We start from the raw sequence: 19,512 nt of genomic DNA, 5'->3' as shown, positions 1-19,512 counted from the left end.
TTCTGCTCTAAACCGTTAGAATCATGATACTCTCTTGCCGTTTAATCAGGAGAGTATTTTATGAAGAGTATCGTAACACTTGCCGCTGCTACCTTTATTGCACTGGCGGCGGCGGTGGCAGCCGACGCCAAGGACATCAAAAAGCAGAAGCAATTCCTTGATGCAGTTGCTGGCAAAACGCTGACTGGGAACGGGGCGACCCTGGTCATTTCGGCCGACGGAAAACTGTCTGGTAAACTGGACGACGGTCGAAACGTTGCCGGGGCCTGGGTTTGGAACAAACGGTTCTGGTGCCGCAATCTGGTGGTTGGAAGCGATACGTTGCCGCAAGATTGCCAGACCGTTTCGCTGGACGGCAATCAGGTGACGTTCACCCGCAACAAAGGCAAGGGTGACTCTGGCGGGACTTACACGATCAGCAACTGATATAATTTTGACCCGATCGAGTTCTCGAGGGGCGCAACCACCGCGGCTGCGCCCCTTTGCCATTCCGCCTTACGCCACGCCACCTTTGACAGCTGCAAAGGCCGGCTGCACTCTGGCCGCGGGAGGGCCAAATGCCGCTGGAAATTCTTCTGGTGCTGGTGGTCGGAGGAATCGCTGGTGTCACGCTGTTGCTGCACCTGACAGGCCGATCGCAATTGCGCGCGCTGACACAGGACAACACGCGTCAGGAATGGCTGCGCCATTTCCCGGACGATGACGTGATCGATCTGACAATCGCCCACGATGGCCACACTGCCCTGATCCGAACCACAAACGGCCCTGGTCTGATCTGGTCCTTTGGCGCGGATACCGTCGCGCGGCACTTACTGGATTATGACCTGCTGGACCAACCCGACGGGTTCGAAATCCAGTTCCACGACTTTGCCACACCCAGATGTCTTGTCCGTCTGGACGAATTCGAACGCAACCATTGGCGTAACCTGATGGAACCCACATGACAGACCAGATTACCTTTCCCGACGCCGTCCAATGGGCAGTTCCCTTTTTCATCGCCGCGATTCTGGCCGAATTCCTTTGGATCGCTGTCAAAGGCCGGGGTGGCCGGTATGAAACCCGCGATGCGGTGACCTCATTGATCATGGGGGCCGGAAACATCGCCTCGGGCTTTCTGCTGGGGTTCATCGCCTATGCGTTCTTCATGTGGCTGTGGCAGATCACGCCACTTGATCTGGGTACATCTATCCCGGTGATCATCCTGTGCTTTGTACTGGATGACCTGCGGTACTACTGGGTGCACCGGTTCGGTCATCGTATCCGCTGGGTCTGGGCCAGCCATGTGAACCACCACAGTTCACAGCACTACAACCTGACCACCGCATTGCGGCAGACTTGGACCTATACGTTCACCTTCATGATGGTGGTCCGCGCACCTCTGATCCTGCTCGGCTTTCACCCGGCCATGGTCCTGTTTGTCGGCGGGTTGAACCTGATCTACCAGTTCTGGATCCATACCGAAGCCATCGGCAAAATGCCCCGCTGGTTCGAGGCCGTGATGAACACCCCCAGTCACCACCGGGCCCATCACGGCCGCAACGCGCGCTATCTGGATTGCAACTATGCGGGCGTCTTCATCATCTGGGACAAGATGTTCGGAACCTTTGTACCCGAGCAGGAAGATGATCGCGTCGACTACGGGCTGGTCCACAACATCGGCACCTTCAACCCGCTGCGCGTGGCCTTTCACGAATGGGTTGGCATCTGGCGCGACGCCACACAACCCGGCCTGACTTTGCGCCAAAGGCTGGCCTATTGTTTTGCACCACCCGGCTACAGTCATGATGGCAGCCGCGACAGCTCAGAGCAGATCAAACAAAAGCATCTGGCACGGCACCCCGAAGATCGCGGAACGCCCGGTTTCCAGCATCTTGGCGATGAATTGCCCAATCTGAAGGCAAAACAATTCTGAACTGCGCGTGATCATGCCTGTCTCAGCTTGAAATATCGGTTACGGGTGCCATATGGGGTCCATGGTTTGAGATAACGAGTGACCGGAGACCCGCAAATGACCCGCTTGACTACCCTTTCGACATTGGTCGGTTTGCTGGGTCTGATGTTGGCTATGGTCGCTGCGATTGCCAGCGCTTTGGCCGGTTTGATCGCGTTGGGCTTTCTGATGATGCTTTTGGGCTTTACCGGAGCAGTGATCGGGGCCGCATCCTCTTTGGCGCGCGCCCAACACTCTGCCCGCTGAAAATTCACCCGCTTTAACCGCAGATTCACCTGTTTGCCCTGACATTGGGACCGAAACTCTATTCGGACATGTTCAGGGAACTGGCGCTTATGCGGGACAAGAAACTTGCAGATTTACCTGAAGGATCGGACAACCCGTTAAACTCGGCCATCTCGGCGCGGGATCGATCCGTGGTGAAAATGGCGACCGAAGCGGTGAAGCACAAACAGTGCAAGCTGGCCTTTCAGCCGGTTGTGCAGGCGCACGCGCCCGGCGGCATTGCTTTCTATGAAGGTTATATCCGTGTATTGGACGAAACCGGGCGCGTGATCCCGGCGCGAGAGTTCATGCCACAGGTCGAAAATACACCTTTGGGGCGAGAACTTGATTGCATCGCGCTGGAAGTTGGTTTGCAGACATTGGTGCGAAACCCTGGCATACGCTTGTCGATCAACATGTCCGCCCGCTCGATTGGGTTTTCACGCTGGACAAGGGTGCTGGATCGATTCCTGAAACGTGACGAGAGCATTGGTGAACGGCTGATCCTGGAGATTTCGGAACAATCCGCCATGCAGGTACCCGAACTTGTGATCGACCTGATGGATCGCCTGCAGGAACGCGGTATTGCCTTTGCGCTGGATGATTTTGGCGCCAGCGATTTTGGATTGCGTCATTTTCGTGAGTTTCTGTTCGACGCCGCAAAGATCGATGGCCAGTTCATTCGAGGCATAAGTGAACAGCCCGACAATCAGGCACTGGTGCGCGCGTTGATCCTAGTCGCACAGGAATTCGAGATACTGGTGACTGCCGAATCGGTTGAAAATCAGGCTGACGCCGAGTTTCTGCGCAACAGCGGGGTCGACTGTTTGCAAGGTTTTCTGTTCGGAGCGCCCACAGTCGCCCCTCCTTGGAAGCAGGAAAACAAATCCAAAACAGGCTCTTAAGCAAAAATCGGCCCAGTCGTTTCAATCACTCAAACTGCTGAGACAAGCTGCCCGTTGCTGCATATGCAGCATTGCGATATGCCATAAAGCGCTGGAGCGGGGAACTTGGGGCGCTCTTGTTTTGTCAGAGACCTCTCTGCCACCTGCGCCGTCAGATTTCCCAAAGGACCTTGACGGTAAAGGACTGACTATATGACCAACGTAGTAATCGCATCCGCCGCACGCACGGGCGTGGGCAGCTTTAGCGGTTCGTTTGCGAACACCCCTGCACATGATCTGGGCGCTGCCGTTTTGGAAGCGGTCGTGGAACGCGCCGGAGTAGAAAAGGGCGAAGTAAGCGAAACCATCATGGGTCAGGTTCTGACCGCCGCACAGGGCCAGAACCCAGCCCGCCAAGCGCATATCAATGCCGGCTTGCCGCAGGAAAGCGCAGCTTGGGGCATCAACCAGGTCTGCGGCTCGGGCTTGCGCGCTGTGGCTCTGGGTGCGCAGCATATCCAACTGGGTGATGCGGACATCGTCGCCGCCGGTGGCCAGGAAAACATGACCCTGTCGCCCCACGCCGCCGCCCTGCGCGCCGGTCACAAGATGGGCGACATGAAATATATCGACACGATGATCCGCGACGGCTTGTGGGATGCTTTCAACGGCTACCATATGGGTCAAACCGCCGAGAACGTCGCCGAGAAATGGCAGATCAGCCGCGATCAACAGGACGAATTCGCCGTTGCCAGCCAGAACAAAGCCGAAGCTGCGCAGAAAGCAGGCAAGTTCTCGGATGAGATCGTGCCCTTCACTATCAAGACCCGCAAGGGTGACATCGTGATGGATAAGGATGAGTACATCCGCCACGGCGCCACCATGGAAGCGATGGCAAAACTGCGCCCAGCTTTCACCAAAGACGGTTCGGTCACCGCCGCCAACGCCTCGGGCCTGAATGACGGCGCGGCGGCGACTCTGCTGATGTCGGCCGAGAACGCCGAAAAGCGCGGGATTGAGCCTCTGGCGCGGATCGCATCCTACGCAACCGCCGGTCTGGACCCGTCGATCATGGGCGTTGGCCCGATCTACGCCTCGCGCAAAGCGCTGGAAAAAGCTGGCTGGTCGGTTGACGATCTGGATCTGGTTGAAGCTAACGAAGCCTTTGCCGCGCAGGCCTGTGCTGTGAACAAGGACATGGGTTGGGACCCGTCCATTGTGAACGTCAATGGCGGTGCGATCGCCATCGGCCACCCGATCGGTGCCTCGGGCTGCCGCGTTCTGAACACGTTACTGTTCGAAATGAAACGTCGCGATGCCAAGAAGGGTCTGGCGACCCTGTGCATCGGTGGCGGCATGGGTGTCGCCCTGTGTGTGGAGCGCGACTAAGTGCTTTGACAGCCAAATAGAAAAGGGCGTCCCACCGGCGCCCTTTTTTGTTACAATCGAAGCTTATCCGCTAGATGCGACAATATCGCCAGACAGAAAGCCCAAACTGCTACGAAACGATATTGCGCAACACTATCTCTCAGAGTAACAGAATTACCAAGACGACTAAATTTGGAGGATTCCTAAATGGCACGTACAGCACTCGTTACCGGCGGTTCCCGCGGCATCGGCGCAGCGATTTCCAAGGCGCTTAAAGCCGAAGGGTGTAATGTTGCGGCGACTTACGCAGGAAACGATGAAGCCGCAGCAAAATTCACCGAAGAAACCGGCATTGCCACATACAAATGGAACGTGGCCGACTATGACGAGTCCAAAGCCGGCATCGAAAAGGTCGAGGCCGAAGTTGGCCCAATCGACATCGTTGTGGCAAACGCGGGTATCACCCGCGACGCGCCGTTCCACAAAATGACGCCCGAGCAGTGGCATCAGGTGATCGACACCAACCTGACCGGTGTGTTCAACACGGTCCACCCTGTCTGGCCTGGTATGCGCGAGCGCAAGTTCGGTCGTATCATCGTCATCAGCTCGATCAACGGTCAGAAGGGTCAATTTGCGCAGGTGAACTATGCCGCGACCAAGGCGGGCGATCTGGGCATCGTGAAATCGCTGGCGCAGGAAGGCGCGCGTGCGGGCATCACCGCGAACGCGATCTGCCCCGGCTACATTGCCACTGAAATGGTTATGGCCGTACCAGAGAAAGTCCGTGAATCCATCATCGGCCAGATCCCGGCAGGCCGCTTGGGTGAGCCAGAGGAAATCGCACGCTGCGTCGCTTTCCTGGCCTCAGACGATTCGCAGTTCATCAATGGGTCGACCATCTCGGCCAACGGTGCTCAGTTCTTCGTCTGATCACACTCAGTAGCAACAAAAAACGGGCCGGTCCTGTTGGACCGGCCCTTCTTTATCCCGTAAGATCACGCGCGCTGTGATCAGCGGGAACCAGTTAACCAGGCCCAAAGTTGGTGGATGACTTTGCTGCGTTCTTCATGGGCGCGACGGATCGCATCTTGAACAGACGGGTTGGTCGTCATCTCGATCATGGCATATCCTCCTGGCTAAAGATGAACTTGACTTGCTCTCAACATGGCGCTTGATTTCAAAACGTACAAACGAGAGTTTTCGACAGCTCAGGTAAGTAAATCTTAAGTGAAATGTCCGACCGACTGCCTCCTCTGACCGCTTTGCGCGCCTTTGATGCCGCCGCGCGCCATATGTCATTTGCGAAAGCGGCTGATGAGCTGAACGTAACGCCCGCTGCGCTGTCCTTTCAGATCAAATCGCTGGAGGAGCATCTGGGCTACCCCCTATTCCGACGTTTAAACCGCGCAGTGGAATTGACCGAAGCGGGCAAAGCACTTGCCCCAGGAACGGCCGAGGGGTTTACCACGCTCAAATCCGCATGGACCGCGACCCGCAGATTGCAGGACAATACAACGCTCACCGTTACAGCCGGACCGGCGCTAACGGCAAAATGGCTTGCCCCGCGCCTATATGATTTTGCGCGCGCACATCCAGAAATCGATCTGCGGTTTTCGGCCACCCTGCGCAATATGGATTTGGAACAGGATGATGTGGATGTTGCGATCCGCTTTGGATCTGGTCAGGACGAGGGGATGTATAGCCTGCCGGTGCGCAAGGAATGGCTGACGCCGGTCATGACACCCGAGCTGGCAGAGCAGTTTTCCACCCCCGAAAGCTTGCGTGATGCGCCCTTGATCCATGATGATTCAATCGCGTTTCTCAAACCACCAGCCGATTGGCCGACCTGGTTCAAGGCCGTTGGGATGGAGTTCACGCCAACACATGGCGCGCATTTCTCGAACGCGGATCACGCGATTGATGCTGCGGTGGCCGGGGTTGGTGTCGCCTTGGGGCGGCGCGCGATGATCATCAAAGACATGACCGAGGGGCGATTGATCGCCCCGTTCAAAACCGCCATCGAAACCAAGGGGCGGTTTCGGTTTCTGTGCCTGCCCGGTGCGGAAAACCGGCCACAGGTCGCCGCGTTCCGCGATTGGTTCGCGACCGAGATTGAAAAGACCGCCCATATCTCGGATGAGTTCACTATCATTCCCGTAGAAGACGTCTTAGCCAAATGACTAGAAACCGCGCCACTGCCACCGGATTCATCGCTGTTCTGCTGTGGGCCTTGCTGGCGCTATTCACCGTCGGCTCGGCCCCGACACCGCCCCTTTTGCTCAATGCCATATGTTTCAGTATCGGCGGTTCTCTGGGTTTGATCTGGACATGGCAATCCGGTGGGTTTTCCAAACTGCGCAGCATCAGTTGGAAAATCTATGCATTCGGCACTGTTGGTCTGTTCGGATACCACGCGCTCTATTTCTCGGCTCTGCGCATGGCCCCTGCGGCAGAGGCTGGGCTGATTGCCTATCTCTGGCCCCTCCTGATTGTCCTGTTTTCAGGACTTCTACCCGGCGAGCACCTGAGACCGGGCCATCTATTCGGGGCCTGCCTCGGCTTTGCCGGTGCCGCGCTGATCATCACTGGCGGTGGCAGCGCAGGCTTTCAGATTGACCACCTGCCGGGATACGCGCTGGCCTTCCTCTGTGCTCTGACATGGTCGGGGTATTCGGTGCTGTCCCGTAAACTGGGTGAAACGCCCACAAGCACTGTTGCTGTGTTCTGCGTGCTGACTGCCATCGCCTCGTGGGTGCTGCATTTCGCACTCGAAACCACCGTCTGGCCCGATACCGCCCTCAGTTGGGCCTCAACCTTTGCCTTGGGTCTGGGGCCTGTAGGGCTGGCGTTTTATGTTTGGGATATCGGGGTCAAACAGGGCGACATACAGATGCTGGGAACCAGCTCTTACGCCGCACCTTTGCTGTCTACTGTTGTGCTGGTTGGTGCCGGGATCGCCATGCCGACATGGACATTGGCGATCGCGGCGGTACTGATCACCGGCGGCGCTGTAATTGCGGCGCGCGCCAGCCTGACTGGCTAAGCTGACAGGCGTTCGATCTCTTCCTTGAGCTTAAGTTTCTGCTTTTTCAGCTGGGCGATATGGAGATCATCGATGCCTGGCGAGCGTTGGGCTTGTTCCACTTCTAGACCGAGAGATTCGTGCTTCTTCTTCAGTTCCGTCAGATGTGCGCTTACGCTCATGGCGATCCTCCTTGGTTACGTGTCTAAAAGTCACGTAAGAAGTTGAGCACATCGTTTCCACCCTGTCACGCTGCAGGCGCACAGAATCTGTAATAAATCCGACAAATTCGGCTGGTCATCGCCGAGAGGTATGAAACGGCCCCATGGCTGCACCATCCCTCAGCACGGCTAAAATCTCAAGGCTATAGCTTTCGCCATCCTGTTCGTGCCGATCCCCTTGATGCAGAATCAGCGGGGCGTGCAAACGGAATGCAGCGCGCCCGCCCTTACGGGCACGCAAAATGACCAGTTCGGCTTCACGCCCTGATCGCGCCGCCAAGGGCAGCACTTCGACCGAGCCCAGCTGGCCCTGGCAGGCCATCAGCATATCCGGCAGGCGGTCCGCTTTTTGGATCATGTGTAAATACCCGCGCGGCGCAAGGCGTTTGGTGGCCACATCGATCCAATTGGCCAATGGGGTCTGTTCGCCCAAGGCAACACTGCGCCCTGAATCATGGGCCGGACTATGGGCACCAGCACGGTAGTAGGGCGGGTTTGCGATCACATGATCAAACTGACGTTGTTTTAGCTCTGTCGGAAGTGCGCCTAGATCAGCGGTTGCAACCTCCAGCGTAATGGAATTGTCGGCGGCGTTGCGACGCGCCAAACCCGCATAGGGTGGTTGCAGCTCAACGCCGCACATTTGCAAACCCGGAACCCGTGCAGCAAGACAAAGAATGGCCGCCCCGGCCCCGCATCCAAGCTCGAGCACTGATTGGCCGCTGGTGGCCGGAACCGACGCGGCAAGTAAAACCGGATCGACCCCGGCGCGATACCCTTTGACAGGCTGCCACAAGTGCAGCTTGCCGCCCAAAAACGCATTTTGGCTTAGGTCTTTATCCTCGAAACGGGTCATCGTCCCAGCGGGATGTCATTATCGCGCATCACGCGTTCGGCACGGGTCAGATCATCCGCCCGAACCATCAGGCGACGAGGGAAGATTCCAATGCCGCCTTCGAGGATGCTCATATTTACGTCCATCTGAAAGCAGTCTATATCCTCGCCCTCAAGAAGAGCGGATGCAAAGGCCAGGATTGTCGGATCGGTGCTGCGCAATAGTTCTTTCATGGGGATGGATGTAAGGGCAAGGCAGGACAGAAGTCGAGCCTTGTATCAGGAGTGTGATGGACGTCAGCACAATCTCGAAACCGCATGAGCGGCTCGCTGAAATTCTGACCGGCGAAATGGAGGCGGTGAATACGCTGATCCGGACCCGGATGGCATCTGAGCACGCACCGCGCATCCCTGAAGTGACCGCACATCTGGTCGAAGCGGGTGGCAAACGTCTGCGCCCGATGCTGACATTGGCGGCAGCGCGTCTGTTTGGCTACACGGGCGAGCATCATGTGCGTCTGGCCGCGACGGTTGAATTTATTCACACTGCGACCCTGCTGCATGACGACGTGGTCGACGAAAGCGCCCAGCGGCGTGGGCGGCCCACAGCGAACCTTTTGTGGGACAACAAATCCAGCGTGCTGGTGGGCGACTATCTGTTTTCACGCAGTTTTCAGTTGATGGTAGAAACCGGATCGCTCCGTGTTCTGGATATTCTGGCCAATGCTTCGGCCACCATTGCCGAAGGCGAAGTGCTGCAAATGACCGCCGCCACCGATCTGGGCACGGATGAGGCCGTTTACTTGCAAGTCGTGCGCGGCAAGACAGCGGCGTTGTTCTCGGCAGCGACCGAAGTGGGCGGTGTGATCGCCGGTGCGACAGAACCACAGGTCGAGGCCCTGTTCGATTATGGCGATGCGCTGGGTATTGCCTTCCAGATTGCCGACGATCTGCTGGATTATCAGGGCGATAGCAAAGCGACCGGCAAGAACATTGGCGACGATTTCCGCGAACGGAAGCTGACCCTGCCGGTAATCAAGGCAGTGGCGCAGGCCACACCCGATGAGCGCGTGTTCTGGGAGCGCACGATCGAGAAAGGCCGGCAGCAAGATGGCGACCTGGATCATGCACTGAGCTTGATGGCCAAGTATCAGACGCTTGAAGCCACACGTCAGGATGCGTTGGGATGGGCCAACAAAGCCAAGGCGGCACTGGAGTTGCTGCCAGATCATGAGCTACGGACCCTGCTGCGCGACCTGGCGGACTACGTGGTGTCTCGGCTCAACTAAGCTGAGTGGCGCGGCACCACCAATCAGGGTGGGCTGCACCAATCTCATAGGCTGCAAAATGGGCCGCTTTCAGGGATGGATAGAGCGCAAAGCAGGTTGAGCCCGAGCCGGACATACGCGCCAGTAACACCTCCCGAGTCCCGGTCAATTCGTCCAGAACACGCCCAATCATTGGGGCGATGCTAATAGCAGGGCTTTGCAGGTCGTTTCGCTGATTGGACAACCAGAAGGCACAGTCAGCAACGCCCTCAAAAATCGGAATATCATCTGGCATCTGTGGGTTTTGACGCGATTCCATGACTTTGAACACAGCCCCTGTGGGCACTTCAACGCCGGGATTTACCAAAAGGGCAGGCAACTCAGGCAAGGTCATCGCAGTCACCTGCTCACCAATCCCTCGCATCCGCGCAGCCTTGGCCATTATGCAAACCGGGATGTCCGCCCCCAGAGAGACGGGGAGATCGGGTGGAATATCAATGTCCTGATCTTGCGAATGGCGTAACATCGCAGCAGCATCAGACGATCCGCCGCCAATGCCAGCACCGTGTGGTAGTGCCTTGTTCAGATCGATATGTCCGGTCCAACCAGTGGCTTCCGCCGCCTTCCAGACAAGGTTGCGCGCATCTGAGGGAACGCCAGCCGCGTGCTCTCCGCTAACGGAAATCGACAGATCGGGCCCCGGCGCAAACTCCAGTTGATCCCCGACATCTGCAAACGCCACGAGCGAATCCAACAGGTGATACCCGTCCTCCCGTTGGCCGGTAACATGCAGTGTGAGGTTTATCTTGGCGGGTGCGAAGCCCTTAGTTGCCATTGGCAACCTTCAAAGGATCGGAGCCTTCCTCGGCCAATACTGCATCCAGACCCACCTCGAGCTTGCGGCGGATGCGCTCAGGGTCAGCTTCGCCATCAATCTCTTCCGGGTCAATAAAGGACAATGCGCGTTTCCACTGGAACTCAGCCTCACGATCCCGGCCAACGGCCCAATAGACATCGCCCAGATGGTCATTGACCACCGGATCAACCGGCATCAGCGCAACAGCGCGTTCCATATGATCCACGGCTTCGTCATAGCGCCCAAGGCGGAACAGGACCCAACCCAGGCTGTCGACAATGTAACCGCTGTCCGGGCGCGCGGCGACGGCGCGTTCGATCATATCCAACGCCTCATCCAGTTTTTCGCGGCGTTCGACAAGCGAATAGCCCAGATAATTCAGAACTTGCGGCTGATCCGGGTTCAACTCCAGCGCCCGCCGAAAATCCGCTTCGGCCTGATCCCAGTTCTTCAACCGCTCATGCGAGATGCCGCGCGCGTAATGCAGGAACCAGTTCCCGCTTGACGCGGCGTCTGTCAGGGCGATTGCACTGTCATAGGACGCTACTGCGGCCGCATAGTTTTCCTGTTGCCGCTGGATATCCGCAAGTGCCACGTGAACGCTGGGCAGATTGGGTTTTTTTGCCGAAAGATTCTGTAGCACTTCGATGGCGGCATCTGTTTTGCCTGACCGGCTGAGCACCTCGGCCCGACCCAGCTCAGCGGCATGGTGATCATTGCTGTCAGCTGGAACCTTTCGATAGGTATCGACGGCCAGATCATATTGCTTCAATTCATCCAGAAGCTCTGCGCTCAGCAAGATTGCATCTACATGATCGGGGCGCAGGAAGCTTGCGACGCGAGTGTACAGCAGTACATAGTCAGGCGTCGCTTCGGTGTTCAGCACCGCAGCGACCGAGAAAAAGATCTCGGCCATGCCATCCTGAGCGGATCGAACATGGGTAAAGGGCAGTGTTTCACCAGCATTCAACTGGCTGACATAATCTTCAATCGAAGGGTCACTGCCCGCCGCAAAGACGGTTTCCAAGAACGCCAGCGCATCGGCGTTTCGGTCAAGCTGCGACAGAACCTCAGTCCGCGCCATCGCTGCGCGGCGCGAGAATTGGGCAATCGCACCATCATTTTCCGCAAAGATCGCCTCGGCCCCCTCAAAGTCACCGATCGAGGCCAGTGCCATTGCCTTGTGATACAGCGCAAATTCGCGCAGCCCATCCTGGGTGGATACAGTGTCGAACTGCTCCATCGCTTTGGTCAATTCACCTTGACCAAGATGGGCCCAGGCGATCATCAGCCCGTCTACCAGCGGGCCAACACCCTTTGTTTCGGGGTCGCGCGCCAAAAGCTCTGCCAGTTTGTCATTTGCAATCAGATTGGCGGCGACCACCATTCTGGCGGCCTGGCTGGGTAGTTCAGCCTCTTCAATCGTTTGCGCGATGGGCAAGGCGCGCTCGATCTCTCCCAGCGCCAGTCGTGCCACCACAACACTTTCCAACAAAAGCGCGTTCTGAGGGTCAAACTTTAGCGCCTGCGCATAGTATTGCTCGGCTGCTGTATAGTCGCTTTCATAAATCGCCTGACGACCGGCCAGATAGGCCCCTGCCCCTGTATCCGCAGACACTGGCACACTGACCGTCGAAAAAAGCAGCGCGGCCAATACCGCGCGATGCACAAGGGAAATCACCTAAATCCTGCCCTGCTAACATAGACTGACCGATAAGCTAGGGCCTTGGCTGGCAAGAGGCAATGGCAGAGCCTTCACGACCCTGCCAGTGCACCGGTTTTCGCCTACATATTGGGATAGTTCGGGCCATCCCCACCCTGCGGTGTGGTCCAGGTGATGTTCTGGCTGGGGTCCTTGATATCACAGGTTTTGCAGTGGACGCAGTTCTGAAAGTTGATCACGAATCGCGGGCCGTTTTCGTCTTCGACCACCTCATACACACCTGCCGGGCAGTAGCGCTGCGCCGGTTCGTCGAACTGAGGCAGGTTAACCTTTACCGGAACCTCTGGATCAGACAGGCGCAGATGGCAGGGCTGGCTTTCCTCGTGGTTGGTCATCGCAAACGACACGTTGGTCAGACGGTCGAAAGACAGAACACCATCAGGTTTCGGATAATCAATGGGTTTGTGCTTGCTGGCATCCTCGGTCGCCTCGGCATCGTTTTTACCGTGACCGATGGTGCCGAACAGGGAAAAGCCCAGCGTATTGGTCCACATGTCCAAACCACCCAGCATCAGTGACGCGGTCAGGCCCCATTTCGACCAGATCGGCTTGACGTTGCGCACTTTCTTGAGGTCGCTGCCGATGGGGCCACTGCGCACTTCGGTCTCGTAATCGGTCAGCTCATCGCCAGACCGCTCAGCCTTGATGGCGTCAAAAGCGGCCTCAGCCGCAGCTTTGCCCGACAGCATCGCGTTGTGGTTGCCCTTGATGCGCGGCACGTTGACCATACCCGCCGAACAGCCCAGCAGCGCCACGCCCGGCGCGACCAGTTTCGGCATCGACTGGAACCCGCCTTCGGTGATCGCCCGGGCGCCATATGCCACGCGCTTGCCGCCTTTCAACAGATCAGCGACGACCGGGTGATGTTTGAAACGCTGGAATTCCATATAGGGATACAGATGCGGGTTTTTATAGTTCAGGTGAACCACAAAGCCGACATAGACCTGATTGTTTTCAAGGTGATAGATGAACGATCCACCGCCTGCGTTGCTGCCCAGCGGCCAGCCCATGGTGTGCGTGACGCTGCCTTCTTTGTGCTTGGAAGGATCGACCTCCCAAATCTCTTTCATGCCGACGCCGTATTTCTGCGGCTCTTTTCCAGCAGACAGGTCGTATTTGGCAATGACTTCTTTGGACAGCGACCCGCGCACACCTTCCGACAGGAAGACATATTTCCCGTGCAATTCCATGCCAGGCTCGGTGTTTGGACCGTAAGAGCCATCAGCTTCCAGGCCAAAGACACCTGCGACCACACCTTTGACTTCGCCGTTCTCGCCATAAACAAGCTCCGAACATGCCATGCCAGGGAAGATTTCCACGCCTAGCTCTTCGGCCTGTTCGGCCATCCAGCGGCAAACATTGCCCATCGAGACAATGTAGTTACCGTGGTTGTTCATCAGCGGCGGCATTGGGAAGTTGGGGATACGGATCTGACCCGCCTCTCCCAGCATATAGAAGTTGTCTTCGTTGACCGGTGTGTTCAGCGGCGCGCCTTTTTCCTTCCAATCGGGGATCAGCGCATCCAGACCACAGGGATCAAGCACCGCGCCTGACAGGATATGCGCGCCGACTTCGGACCCCTTTTCCAGAACCACAACGTTCAGATCCGCATCCAGCTGTTTTAGACGGATGGCCGCCGACAGGCCCGCAGGACCTGCGCCCACGATCACCACGTCATATTCCATCGCTTCGCGTTCAATATCGGCCATCGCGGGCTCCTTAGCTAACTTTCCGAATTGGCGCTTTTCTCGTGCAGTCGGCGCAATTTTGTTTCACGGCTGATTACATGGTCGGAAAGACCTTGGTCAATCAAAACACGGCGTAACATTGCTGCAATGCGGCAGTTAAGCCTCTGGAGAGTCGCCCATCAGGTATCTGGGACCGCTCCCATTTGATTTGGCGCGATCATCTGGATTGTACAGTGCACATTTCGGCAGGCTTAAGCACCCACAGCCAATGCAGCCATCCAGATTGTCGCGTAGCCGTACCAATGTGTCGATTCGCTGATCTAAATGCGCCCGCAGCGTTACACTGATATCCTTCCAATCTTGCGGTGTCGGGGTGCGGTTGCCCGGAAGGCCCGACAGAACCTCGCGGATTTCCGGCAGGGTCAAGCCGAACTGCTGTGCGATCATCACAAAGCTCAGCCGTCGGATATCGGCCCGCTGATACCGCCGCTGCCCGCCCGCGTTGCGCCACGGCGAAATCAGGCCCTGAGCCTCATAATACCGAATGGCCGATACCGCCAAACCGGTGCGCCGGGCCAGTGCGCCGATTGCCAGCCCTTCAGATGCAGCCATTAGACCCTCGTAAAAAATACCTTGACCTAAAGTTAGGTTTAGAAATTACGGTGAGTCGTGACAAGCCTCAATTCGTAAAGGAGATCCCATGATGGCGACGCTTGAACACACCAATTTCACCGTTCGCGACCCGCAGGCCTCGGCGGCGTGGATGCAAAAGGTCTTTGGCTGGAAGACCCGCTGGGAAGGCCCGGCCATTGCGGGTGGCTACACTGTGCATGTGGGCAGCGCGCATACCTACCTGGCGCTTTATGCGCCCAGTGATCCCAAACCCGCAGGTGAAAGCAGCTATGACATCGTCGGTGGCCTGAACCATGTTGGCGTTCTGGTCGAAGATATCGACGCCACCGAAGCCAAAGTACGCGACGCCGGTTTCACACCCCATAACCATGCGGATTACGAACCAGGCAAAAGGTTCTATTTCGACGATGACAACGGCATAGAATTCGAAGTGGTCCAATATGATTGAGATGCTGTGGCTATGCACCCATTCGCGCCGCTGGCGCCGGGACAAGCCCCCCGATCACCGCCACAGGCGCGCGCCTGTCCCGTCCGAACGGCGCTAAGCCGCGAATTGAACGCGGGCTGCCCCTTGGCCTCTTGCAATTCACGCCCCATTTAGGTCAGGTACTGAACGACCCATCATTCGCCCCGACGCTTTCCCTGCGGCGGGGCGGCTCAATTTATGCGTGGACAACAAGACTATGGAAAAGATTCCAATGACGCCTGCGGGCAATGCCGCGCTGGCAGCAGAGCTGAAAAACCTCAAATCCGTCGAGCGCCCAGCGATCATCGAAGCGATCGCAACGGCCCGAGAACTGGGTGATTTGAAGGAAAACGCCGAATATCATTCTGCCCGCGAAAAGCAGGGCTTTATCGAAGGCCGCATCAAGGAACTGGAAGGCATCCTGTCTCTGGCCGATGTGATCGATCCCGCCAAACTGTCTGGCGCGATCAAATTCGGCGCAAAGGTCACATTGGTCGATGAGGATACCGACGAGGAAAAGACCTGGCAGATCGTCGGAGAGTATGAGGCCAATATCGAAAACGGCCTGCTGAACATCAAATCGCCCATGGCCCGTGCTTTGATCGGCAAGGATGAAGGCGACAGCGTCGATGTGCGCACACCCGGCGGTGTGCGATCCTATGAAGTTCTGAGCATCGAATACGCCTGACCGGAGCATCTGACATGTCGGGGAACGAACCTGACCAAGAAACCGAACGGCCGACCTCGCTGGGGATCTATGATCGCCCGGACCGGACACCTGTAACCTCGATCGAAATCGCCGCCGCTGTGCTGAGTGTCGTCTGGCTGGTGATATCGGTCGTGTTTCTTGTGCTGCCCGATCAGGCCGAAGGTAGTGGGATCATTGTGACCTTTCTTGCGGTGTTCATGCCGGTCGCGATGATCTGGGTCGCGGCCACCGCCATGCGTGCCAGCCGCATAATGCGAGAGGAAAGTGCCCGGCTCCAGACGGCCATCGATGCGATCCGTCAGGCCTATGTCGTGCAACAGCAGCGCGCTGCCAGCTCTTACGAACCGACGGTGAGCAAAAAGCTGGACGAGATCGCCGCAGCAACCAAAAAGGCCGAGGATGCCTTGGCCACATTCTCGACCAAACGCCGCGAGCCTGTTCAGACCCTTCAGTCAGCCCCGGTTGCCGGAGATCAAACCTCGCTGGCACTGGGCACCACGGCCGAAGAGATCACGCCACCACTGACAACCGATATCTTCATCCGCGCCCTGAATTTTCCCGAGACCGATAAAGATACCGAAGGCTTCAATGCGCTGCGGATGGCACTGAAGGACCGAAAGGTCGCCAAGCTGGTACAGGCTTCGCAGGATGTGCTGACCCTGCTCAGCCAGGAAGGCATCTATATGGATGACCTACGCCCCGACATGGCACGGCCTGAGATCTGGCGGCAATTCGCTCAAGGTGCTCGTGGGCGTGCCGTGGCGGCTTTGGGTGGAATTCGGGATCGATCGTCACTGGCGCTGACGGCGGCGCGGATGAAGCAAGACCCAATTTTCCGGGATGCGGCGCATCATTTCCTGCGACGGTTCGACAACATGATTGTTGAATTTGAACCTGACGCCAGCGATGCCGAACTGGCTGCGCTGGGTGACACCAGAACGGCGCGCGCCTTTATGCTGGTGGGACGTGTTGCCGGGACGTTCGATTAGACGGGTGTAACGGCCCAACTCATCTTGGTTGCACTGCTGAACCCAAACACATACCCGAATGGCCCCGTCTCTTCATAACCTACCGGTTTGAATCCTTCGCGTTCATACAAAGCCTGCGCGCGCGGGTTTGTATCGATCACATCCAATTGCACTTCGGTCATGCCACGGCTGCGCGCCTCATCCTTGATCGCGCTCAGCAATGTCGTCCCGACGCCCTTCCCGCGCGCCTCAGCTGCGACAAAGATACCATCCATTTGGAACACACCGGGTTTCAGGTCTCGCTCCAACACGCTCAGCACCGTGCCGCGCCACAGTGCCCCGAACCATCCATAGACCCGCGCAAGGTCAGACAGGCTGCCTCCGGCCAGACCACCCTCGTTGGTCTTGAAACCGGCAAGCCCCAGTATTTGTCCGGACGAGTCGTGTGCAACCAATGCGAAATTGGGATTAAGAGCCTGCTCGAAAAAGGCCAAACCCCGTTCTTCCGGGCCCATCACTTTGTGCAATTTCGCTGCGAAGGCCTGCCAAAACAGTGCAGCAGCCATCGGCCGTTCATCTGGACTAAACCCTTTCGAGACGGTGACACTCATAGCCCGAAACTGCCGTAAGGAATGAACCGTACCGGATCGCCCGGTTGAATATGCCGGGCACCATCGTCGATTTCGACCAGCCCCTCGGCCCAGCTCAGCCCGCTGATCCGGCCTGACCCTTCCGAATGAAACACCTCGGCTATGCCATCGCGCAGACGCGCGCGCAGGTATTCGCGGCGCCCAGGTTTCTTGCGCTTCTCAAACGCGGCAGGCACCTCGAATCCCTGCGGTTCAACCCATCCTTCTCCTGACATCAGGCAAAGAGCAGGTCGTGCGAAGATCAGGGTGCACACCATAGCCGCGACGGGGTTGCCGGGCAGCCCAAAGACAGGCGTGTCCGACCAAATGCCCAGCGCCAAAGGTCGCCCGGGTTTCAGCGCAATCCGCCACTCCTGCATCGCACCCGCGTCACGCAAAAGGGCTGAGACATGATCCTCATCCCCTGCCGAGGCCCCGCCGCTGGTCAGGATGACATCCGCCTGCGCGGCGGCCTCATCCAGCCGTTTGCGCAGCACATCCCGGTCGTCCTCGACTCGGCCCATATCAACAGGCACAAATCCCATCCGCTCAATCAGAGAAAGCAACATTGGACGATTGGCATCGAAGATTTGCCCTGCACCCGCCGCCTCGCCCGGCTCGACAAGTTCATCCCCGGTAGACAGAACCGCCACGCGTAAGGTCTGACGCACCGGAACCTCAGCAACACCGACGGCGGACAATAAAGCCATATCCGCGGGCGTTAGCCTGCGCCCGGCTGCAAGGGCTGTGTCACCCTCAACCACATCCTCACCCGCGCGGCGCGTGTTTGCACTTTTTTTCAACGGCCCTCGGAACGCGATGTGACCATCCTTCAGCGTCACATCCTCTTCAAGGATCACCGTATCCACGCCCTTGGGCAGGGTCGCCCCGGTCAGGATGCGCAGCGCATGGCCGGGCGGGACCTGGCCATCAAATGGAATGCCCGCCGCTGCACGACCTTCAGTCAAAGGCATCACCTGTGCACCATCTGCGGCAGGGCCTGCAAAGCCATAGCCATCAACCGCCGTGTTGGGTTGCGGCGGGTTCGAGCGTTTTGCCACCACGTCTTCGGCCAAAACCCGGCCCACGGATCGCGTCAACGGAACAGTTTCAATCCCGGTCACGGGATGTAACCGGCTCTGAAGCAAAGCCAAGGCCTCATCCACCGGCGTCCAGTTCACTCCCGCAGGCAAGGCAAAACAATCGTTTCGCAATCGCGGCAGCGCTATGTTCGGTCTGTCTTGAGGTACACCCAAAATCCACCCCTCCTCGGGGGCTGAAACATCCAACTGTTCTGTCAATTCCTGATCGCTAAGCCGGGACAAAGTCAAGGCGACCTGTTCCATCTGCCAGGCATCCTTGATCCGATCCGGCGGGGCGGACCCTAGATTGAGCGAGGGCCAGATCTCGACAAACGCGACCGGTTTGTCCAGCGGCTGAAACGGCCAGACGGCGACCTTTCCGTCGAAGGCATGCCGCAATCGGCTGAGCACCGGCAGGCCCATCATCACCTGCCCCCCGACAGACCCGGCCCCGGCCATTTGCCAACAGGTAAAGCTGCCCTTCGCCAACAATTCGACTGCACGGCGGTCGGGGAACGGGTTGTGATAGTCCTTTTTCGTGCGCGGCAACCCGTCGATATCGCGGCGCAGCGCATTCATCCAGAACGGGCCCTTGCCACCAAACCGGCTATTGATCAGCCCCGCCAGATCGAAGCGATTATTGGCGTTGGGTGAATCCTCGACTTGTGCCTCTAGCCAATCCCACAACGCCAACGGATCACCGTAGCCTGTCATGGCTTCGGCAAATCCTTGAGGGTAGCCAAACGGGAAATCGAACCCCAGAAACAGGCGTCGACCCGCCGCCAATTCGGTCTCGATCAGTTCACGCAGACAGGTTTCAGCCACCACACGGTTGCGCAGATAGTCAAGCGCCTGCACTTTGCCATCACGCACAACACAAGCCCAGATCGCATCTTTGCGCGGGGTCGGCCCGGTATCGTTACCACCTGACCAGTCCACCATCGCA

Annotated in this window: 22 protein-coding genes; 13 read left to right on the top strand and 9 right to left on the bottom strand. The window is 57.8% G+C overall.

The features are described from left to right. Window positions 1-60 precede the first annotated feature (60 nt). The 9 genes from ACR0KG_RS16700 (at window position 61) to yddG (ending at window position 7,510) form a co-directional block, all read left to right on the top strand. On the top strand, window positions 61-426 hold the full coding sequence (locus ACR0KG_RS16700) for a hypothetical protein (RefSeq protein WP_480544377.1): 366 nt from the start codon (window positions 61-63) through the stop codon (window positions 424-426). 131 nt (window positions 427-557) lie between these two features. Then, window positions 558-944 carry a hypothetical protein gene (locus ACR0KG_RS16695; RefSeq protein WP_480827904.1) on the top strand — a complete coding sequence of 129 codons (387 nt, stop codon included), beginning with the start codon at window positions 558-560 and terminating at the stop codon, window positions 942-944. Next, the gene (locus ACR0KG_RS16690) at window positions 941-1,912 is read left to right on the top strand and encodes a sterol desaturase family protein (protein WP_480827903.1); all 972 of its coding nucleotides are present in this window, start codon (window positions 941-943) and stop codon (window positions 1,910-1,912) included. Before ACR0KG_RS16695 ends, ACR0KG_RS16690 begins: the two co-directional genes overlap by 4 nt. 96 nt (window positions 1,913-2,008) lie before the next feature. Next, a complete protein-coding gene (locus tag ACR0KG_RS16685) occupies window positions 2,009-2,197 on the top strand; it encodes a hypothetical protein (RefSeq protein ID WP_480548517.1) in 189 nt (62 codons plus the stop codon). A gap of 89 nt (window positions 2,198-2,286) precedes the next feature. Further along, entirely contained in the window at window positions 2,287-3,120 is an 834-nt protein-coding gene (locus tag ACR0KG_RS16680) for an EAL domain-containing protein (protein WP_480827902.1), read from the top strand. 192 nt (window positions 3,121-3,312) lie between these two features. Next, window positions 3,313-4,488 carry an acetyl-CoA C-acetyltransferase gene (locus ACR0KG_RS16675; protein ID WP_480548513.1) on the top strand — a complete coding sequence of 392 codons (1,176 nt, stop codon included), beginning with the start codon at window positions 3,313-3,315 and terminating at the stop codon, window positions 4,486-4,488. 186 nt (window positions 4,489-4,674) lie between these two features. Further along, window positions 4,675-5,397 (top strand): acetoacetyl-CoA reductase, encoded by a 723-nt coding sequence (phbB, locus tag ACR0KG_RS16670; protein WP_353012069.1) that lies wholly within the window; start codon window positions 4,675-4,677, stop codon window positions 5,395-5,397. A gap of 302 nt (window positions 5,398-5,699) precedes the next feature. Beyond that, window positions 5,700-6,647: a transcriptional regulator GcvA gene (locus tag ACR0KG_RS16665; RefSeq protein ID WP_480548511.1), complete on the top strand. Its 948-nt coding sequence runs from the start codon at window positions 5,700-5,702 to the stop codon at window positions 6,645-6,647. Beyond that, window positions 6,644-7,510 carry an aromatic amino acid exporter YddG gene (gene yddG, locus ACR0KG_RS16660; RefSeq protein WP_480548509.1) on the top strand — a complete coding sequence of 289 codons (867 nt, stop codon included), beginning with the start codon at window positions 6,644-6,646 and terminating at the stop codon, window positions 7,508-7,510. The genes ACR0KG_RS16665 and yddG overlap by 4 nt, the downstream gene beginning before the upstream one ends. Here yddG and ACR0KG_RS16655 read toward each other — a convergent pair. The 3 genes from ACR0KG_RS16655 to ACR0KG_RS16645 all read right to left on the bottom strand — a co-directional run bounded on the left by ACR0KG_RS16655 (window position 7,507) and on the right by ACR0KG_RS16645 (window position 8,778). Next, the gene (locus ACR0KG_RS16655; RefSeq protein WP_083445267.1) at window positions 7,507-7,671 is read right to left on the bottom strand and encodes a YdcH family protein; all 165 of its coding nucleotides are present in this window, start codon (window positions 7,669-7,671) and stop codon (window positions 7,507-7,509) included. The two genes, yddG and ACR0KG_RS16655, sit on opposite strands and share 4 nt — an antisense overlap. A 115-nt stretch (window positions 7,672-7,786) precedes the next feature. Next, complete coding sequence (locus tag ACR0KG_RS16650) at window positions 7,787-8,566, bottom strand: tRNA1(Val) (adenine(37)-N6)-methyltransferase (RefSeq protein WP_480827901.1); 780 nt, start codon at window positions 8,564-8,566, stop codon at window positions 7,787-7,789. Then, window positions 8,563-8,778 carry a putative signal transducing protein gene (locus ACR0KG_RS16645; protein ID WP_170387439.1) on the bottom strand — a complete coding sequence of 72 codons (216 nt, stop codon included), beginning with the start codon at window positions 8,776-8,778 and terminating at the stop codon, window positions 8,563-8,565. The genes ACR0KG_RS16650 and ACR0KG_RS16645 overlap by 4 nt, the downstream gene beginning before the upstream one ends. Window positions 8,779-8,834: 56 nt before the next feature. Between ACR0KG_RS16645 and ACR0KG_RS16640 the strand changes: the two genes are divergently transcribed. Further along, on the top strand, window positions 8,835-9,833 hold the full coding sequence (locus tag ACR0KG_RS16640; RefSeq protein ID WP_480548505.1) for a polyprenyl synthetase family protein: 999 nt from the start codon (window positions 8,835-8,837) through the stop codon (window positions 9,831-9,833). Here ACR0KG_RS16640 and ACR0KG_RS16635 read toward each other — a convergent pair. From ACR0KG_RS16635 to soxR, 4 genes are all read right to left on the bottom strand, one after another. After that, window positions 9,826-10,647, bottom strand: a complete 822-nt coding sequence (locus ACR0KG_RS16635; protein ID WP_480548503.1) for a 4-(cytidine 5'-diphospho)-2-C-methyl-D-erythritol kinase — start codon at window positions 10,645-10,647, stop codon at window positions 9,826-9,828. The two genes, ACR0KG_RS16640 and ACR0KG_RS16635, sit on opposite strands and share 8 nt — an antisense overlap. Next, window positions 10,637-12,349: a tetratricopeptide repeat protein gene (locus ACR0KG_RS16630; protein ID WP_480827900.1), complete on the bottom strand. Its 1,713-nt coding sequence runs from the start codon at window positions 12,347-12,349 to the stop codon at window positions 10,637-10,639. The genes ACR0KG_RS16635 and ACR0KG_RS16630 overlap by 11 nt, the downstream gene beginning before the upstream one ends. Before the next feature lie 104 nt (window positions 12,350-12,453). After that, window positions 12,454-14,100, bottom strand: a complete 1,647-nt coding sequence (locus tag ACR0KG_RS16625; RefSeq protein ID WP_480827899.1) for an electron transfer flavoprotein-ubiquinone oxidoreductase — start codon at window positions 14,098-14,100, stop codon at window positions 12,454-12,456. Window positions 14,101-14,235: 135 nt separating this feature from the next. Further along, entirely contained in the window at window positions 14,236-14,691 is a 456-nt protein-coding gene (gene soxR, locus ACR0KG_RS16620) for a redox-sensitive transcriptional activator SoxR (protein ID WP_353013598.1), read from the bottom strand. An 88-nt stretch (window positions 14,692-14,779) separates the two neighbouring features. Here soxR and ACR0KG_RS16615 point away from each other — a divergent pair, with 88 nt between their 5' ends. The 3 genes from ACR0KG_RS16615 (at window position 14,780) to ACR0KG_RS16605 (ending at window position 16,876) form a co-directional block, all read left to right on the top strand. After that, window positions 14,780-15,160 carry a VOC family protein gene (locus ACR0KG_RS16615; protein ID WP_480544390.1) on the top strand — a complete coding sequence of 127 codons (381 nt, stop codon included), beginning with the start codon at window positions 14,780-14,782 and terminating at the stop codon, window positions 15,158-15,160. A gap of 235 nt (window positions 15,161-15,395) precedes the next feature. After that, the gene (greA, locus tag ACR0KG_RS16610) at window positions 15,396-15,866 is read left to right on the top strand and encodes a transcription elongation factor GreA (protein WP_480827898.1); all 471 of its coding nucleotides are present in this window, start codon (window positions 15,396-15,398) and stop codon (window positions 15,864-15,866) included. A gap of 14 nt (window positions 15,867-15,880) precedes the next feature. Further along, window positions 15,881-16,876, top strand: a complete 996-nt coding sequence (locus tag ACR0KG_RS16605) for a hypothetical protein (RefSeq protein WP_480548497.1) — start codon at window positions 15,881-15,883, stop codon at window positions 16,874-16,876. On the opposite strand, the gene ACR0KG_RS16600 is transcribed toward ACR0KG_RS16605, so the two are convergent. Both ACR0KG_RS16600 and ACR0KG_RS16595 read right to left on the bottom strand, forming a co-directional pair. Next, on the bottom strand, window positions 16,873-17,421 hold the full coding sequence (locus ACR0KG_RS16600; protein WP_480548495.1) for a GNAT family N-acetyltransferase: 549 nt from the start codon (window positions 17,419-17,421) through the stop codon (window positions 16,873-16,875). The genes ACR0KG_RS16605 and ACR0KG_RS16600 overlap by 4 nt on opposite strands. Window positions 17,422-17,462: 41 nt before the next feature. Next, complete coding sequence (locus ACR0KG_RS16595; RefSeq protein WP_480548926.1) at window positions 17,463-19,508, bottom strand: molybdenum cofactor synthesis domain-containing protein; 2,046 nt, start codon at window positions 19,506-19,508, stop codon at window positions 17,463-17,465. Window positions 19,509-19,512: the final 4 nt, after the last annotated feature.

Source organism: Ruegeria sp. H4, from assembly GCF_056533065.1.
The sequence above is the reverse complement of the archived record's forward strand: the minus strand, read 5'-3'. Positions and strand labels throughout refer to the sequence as shown.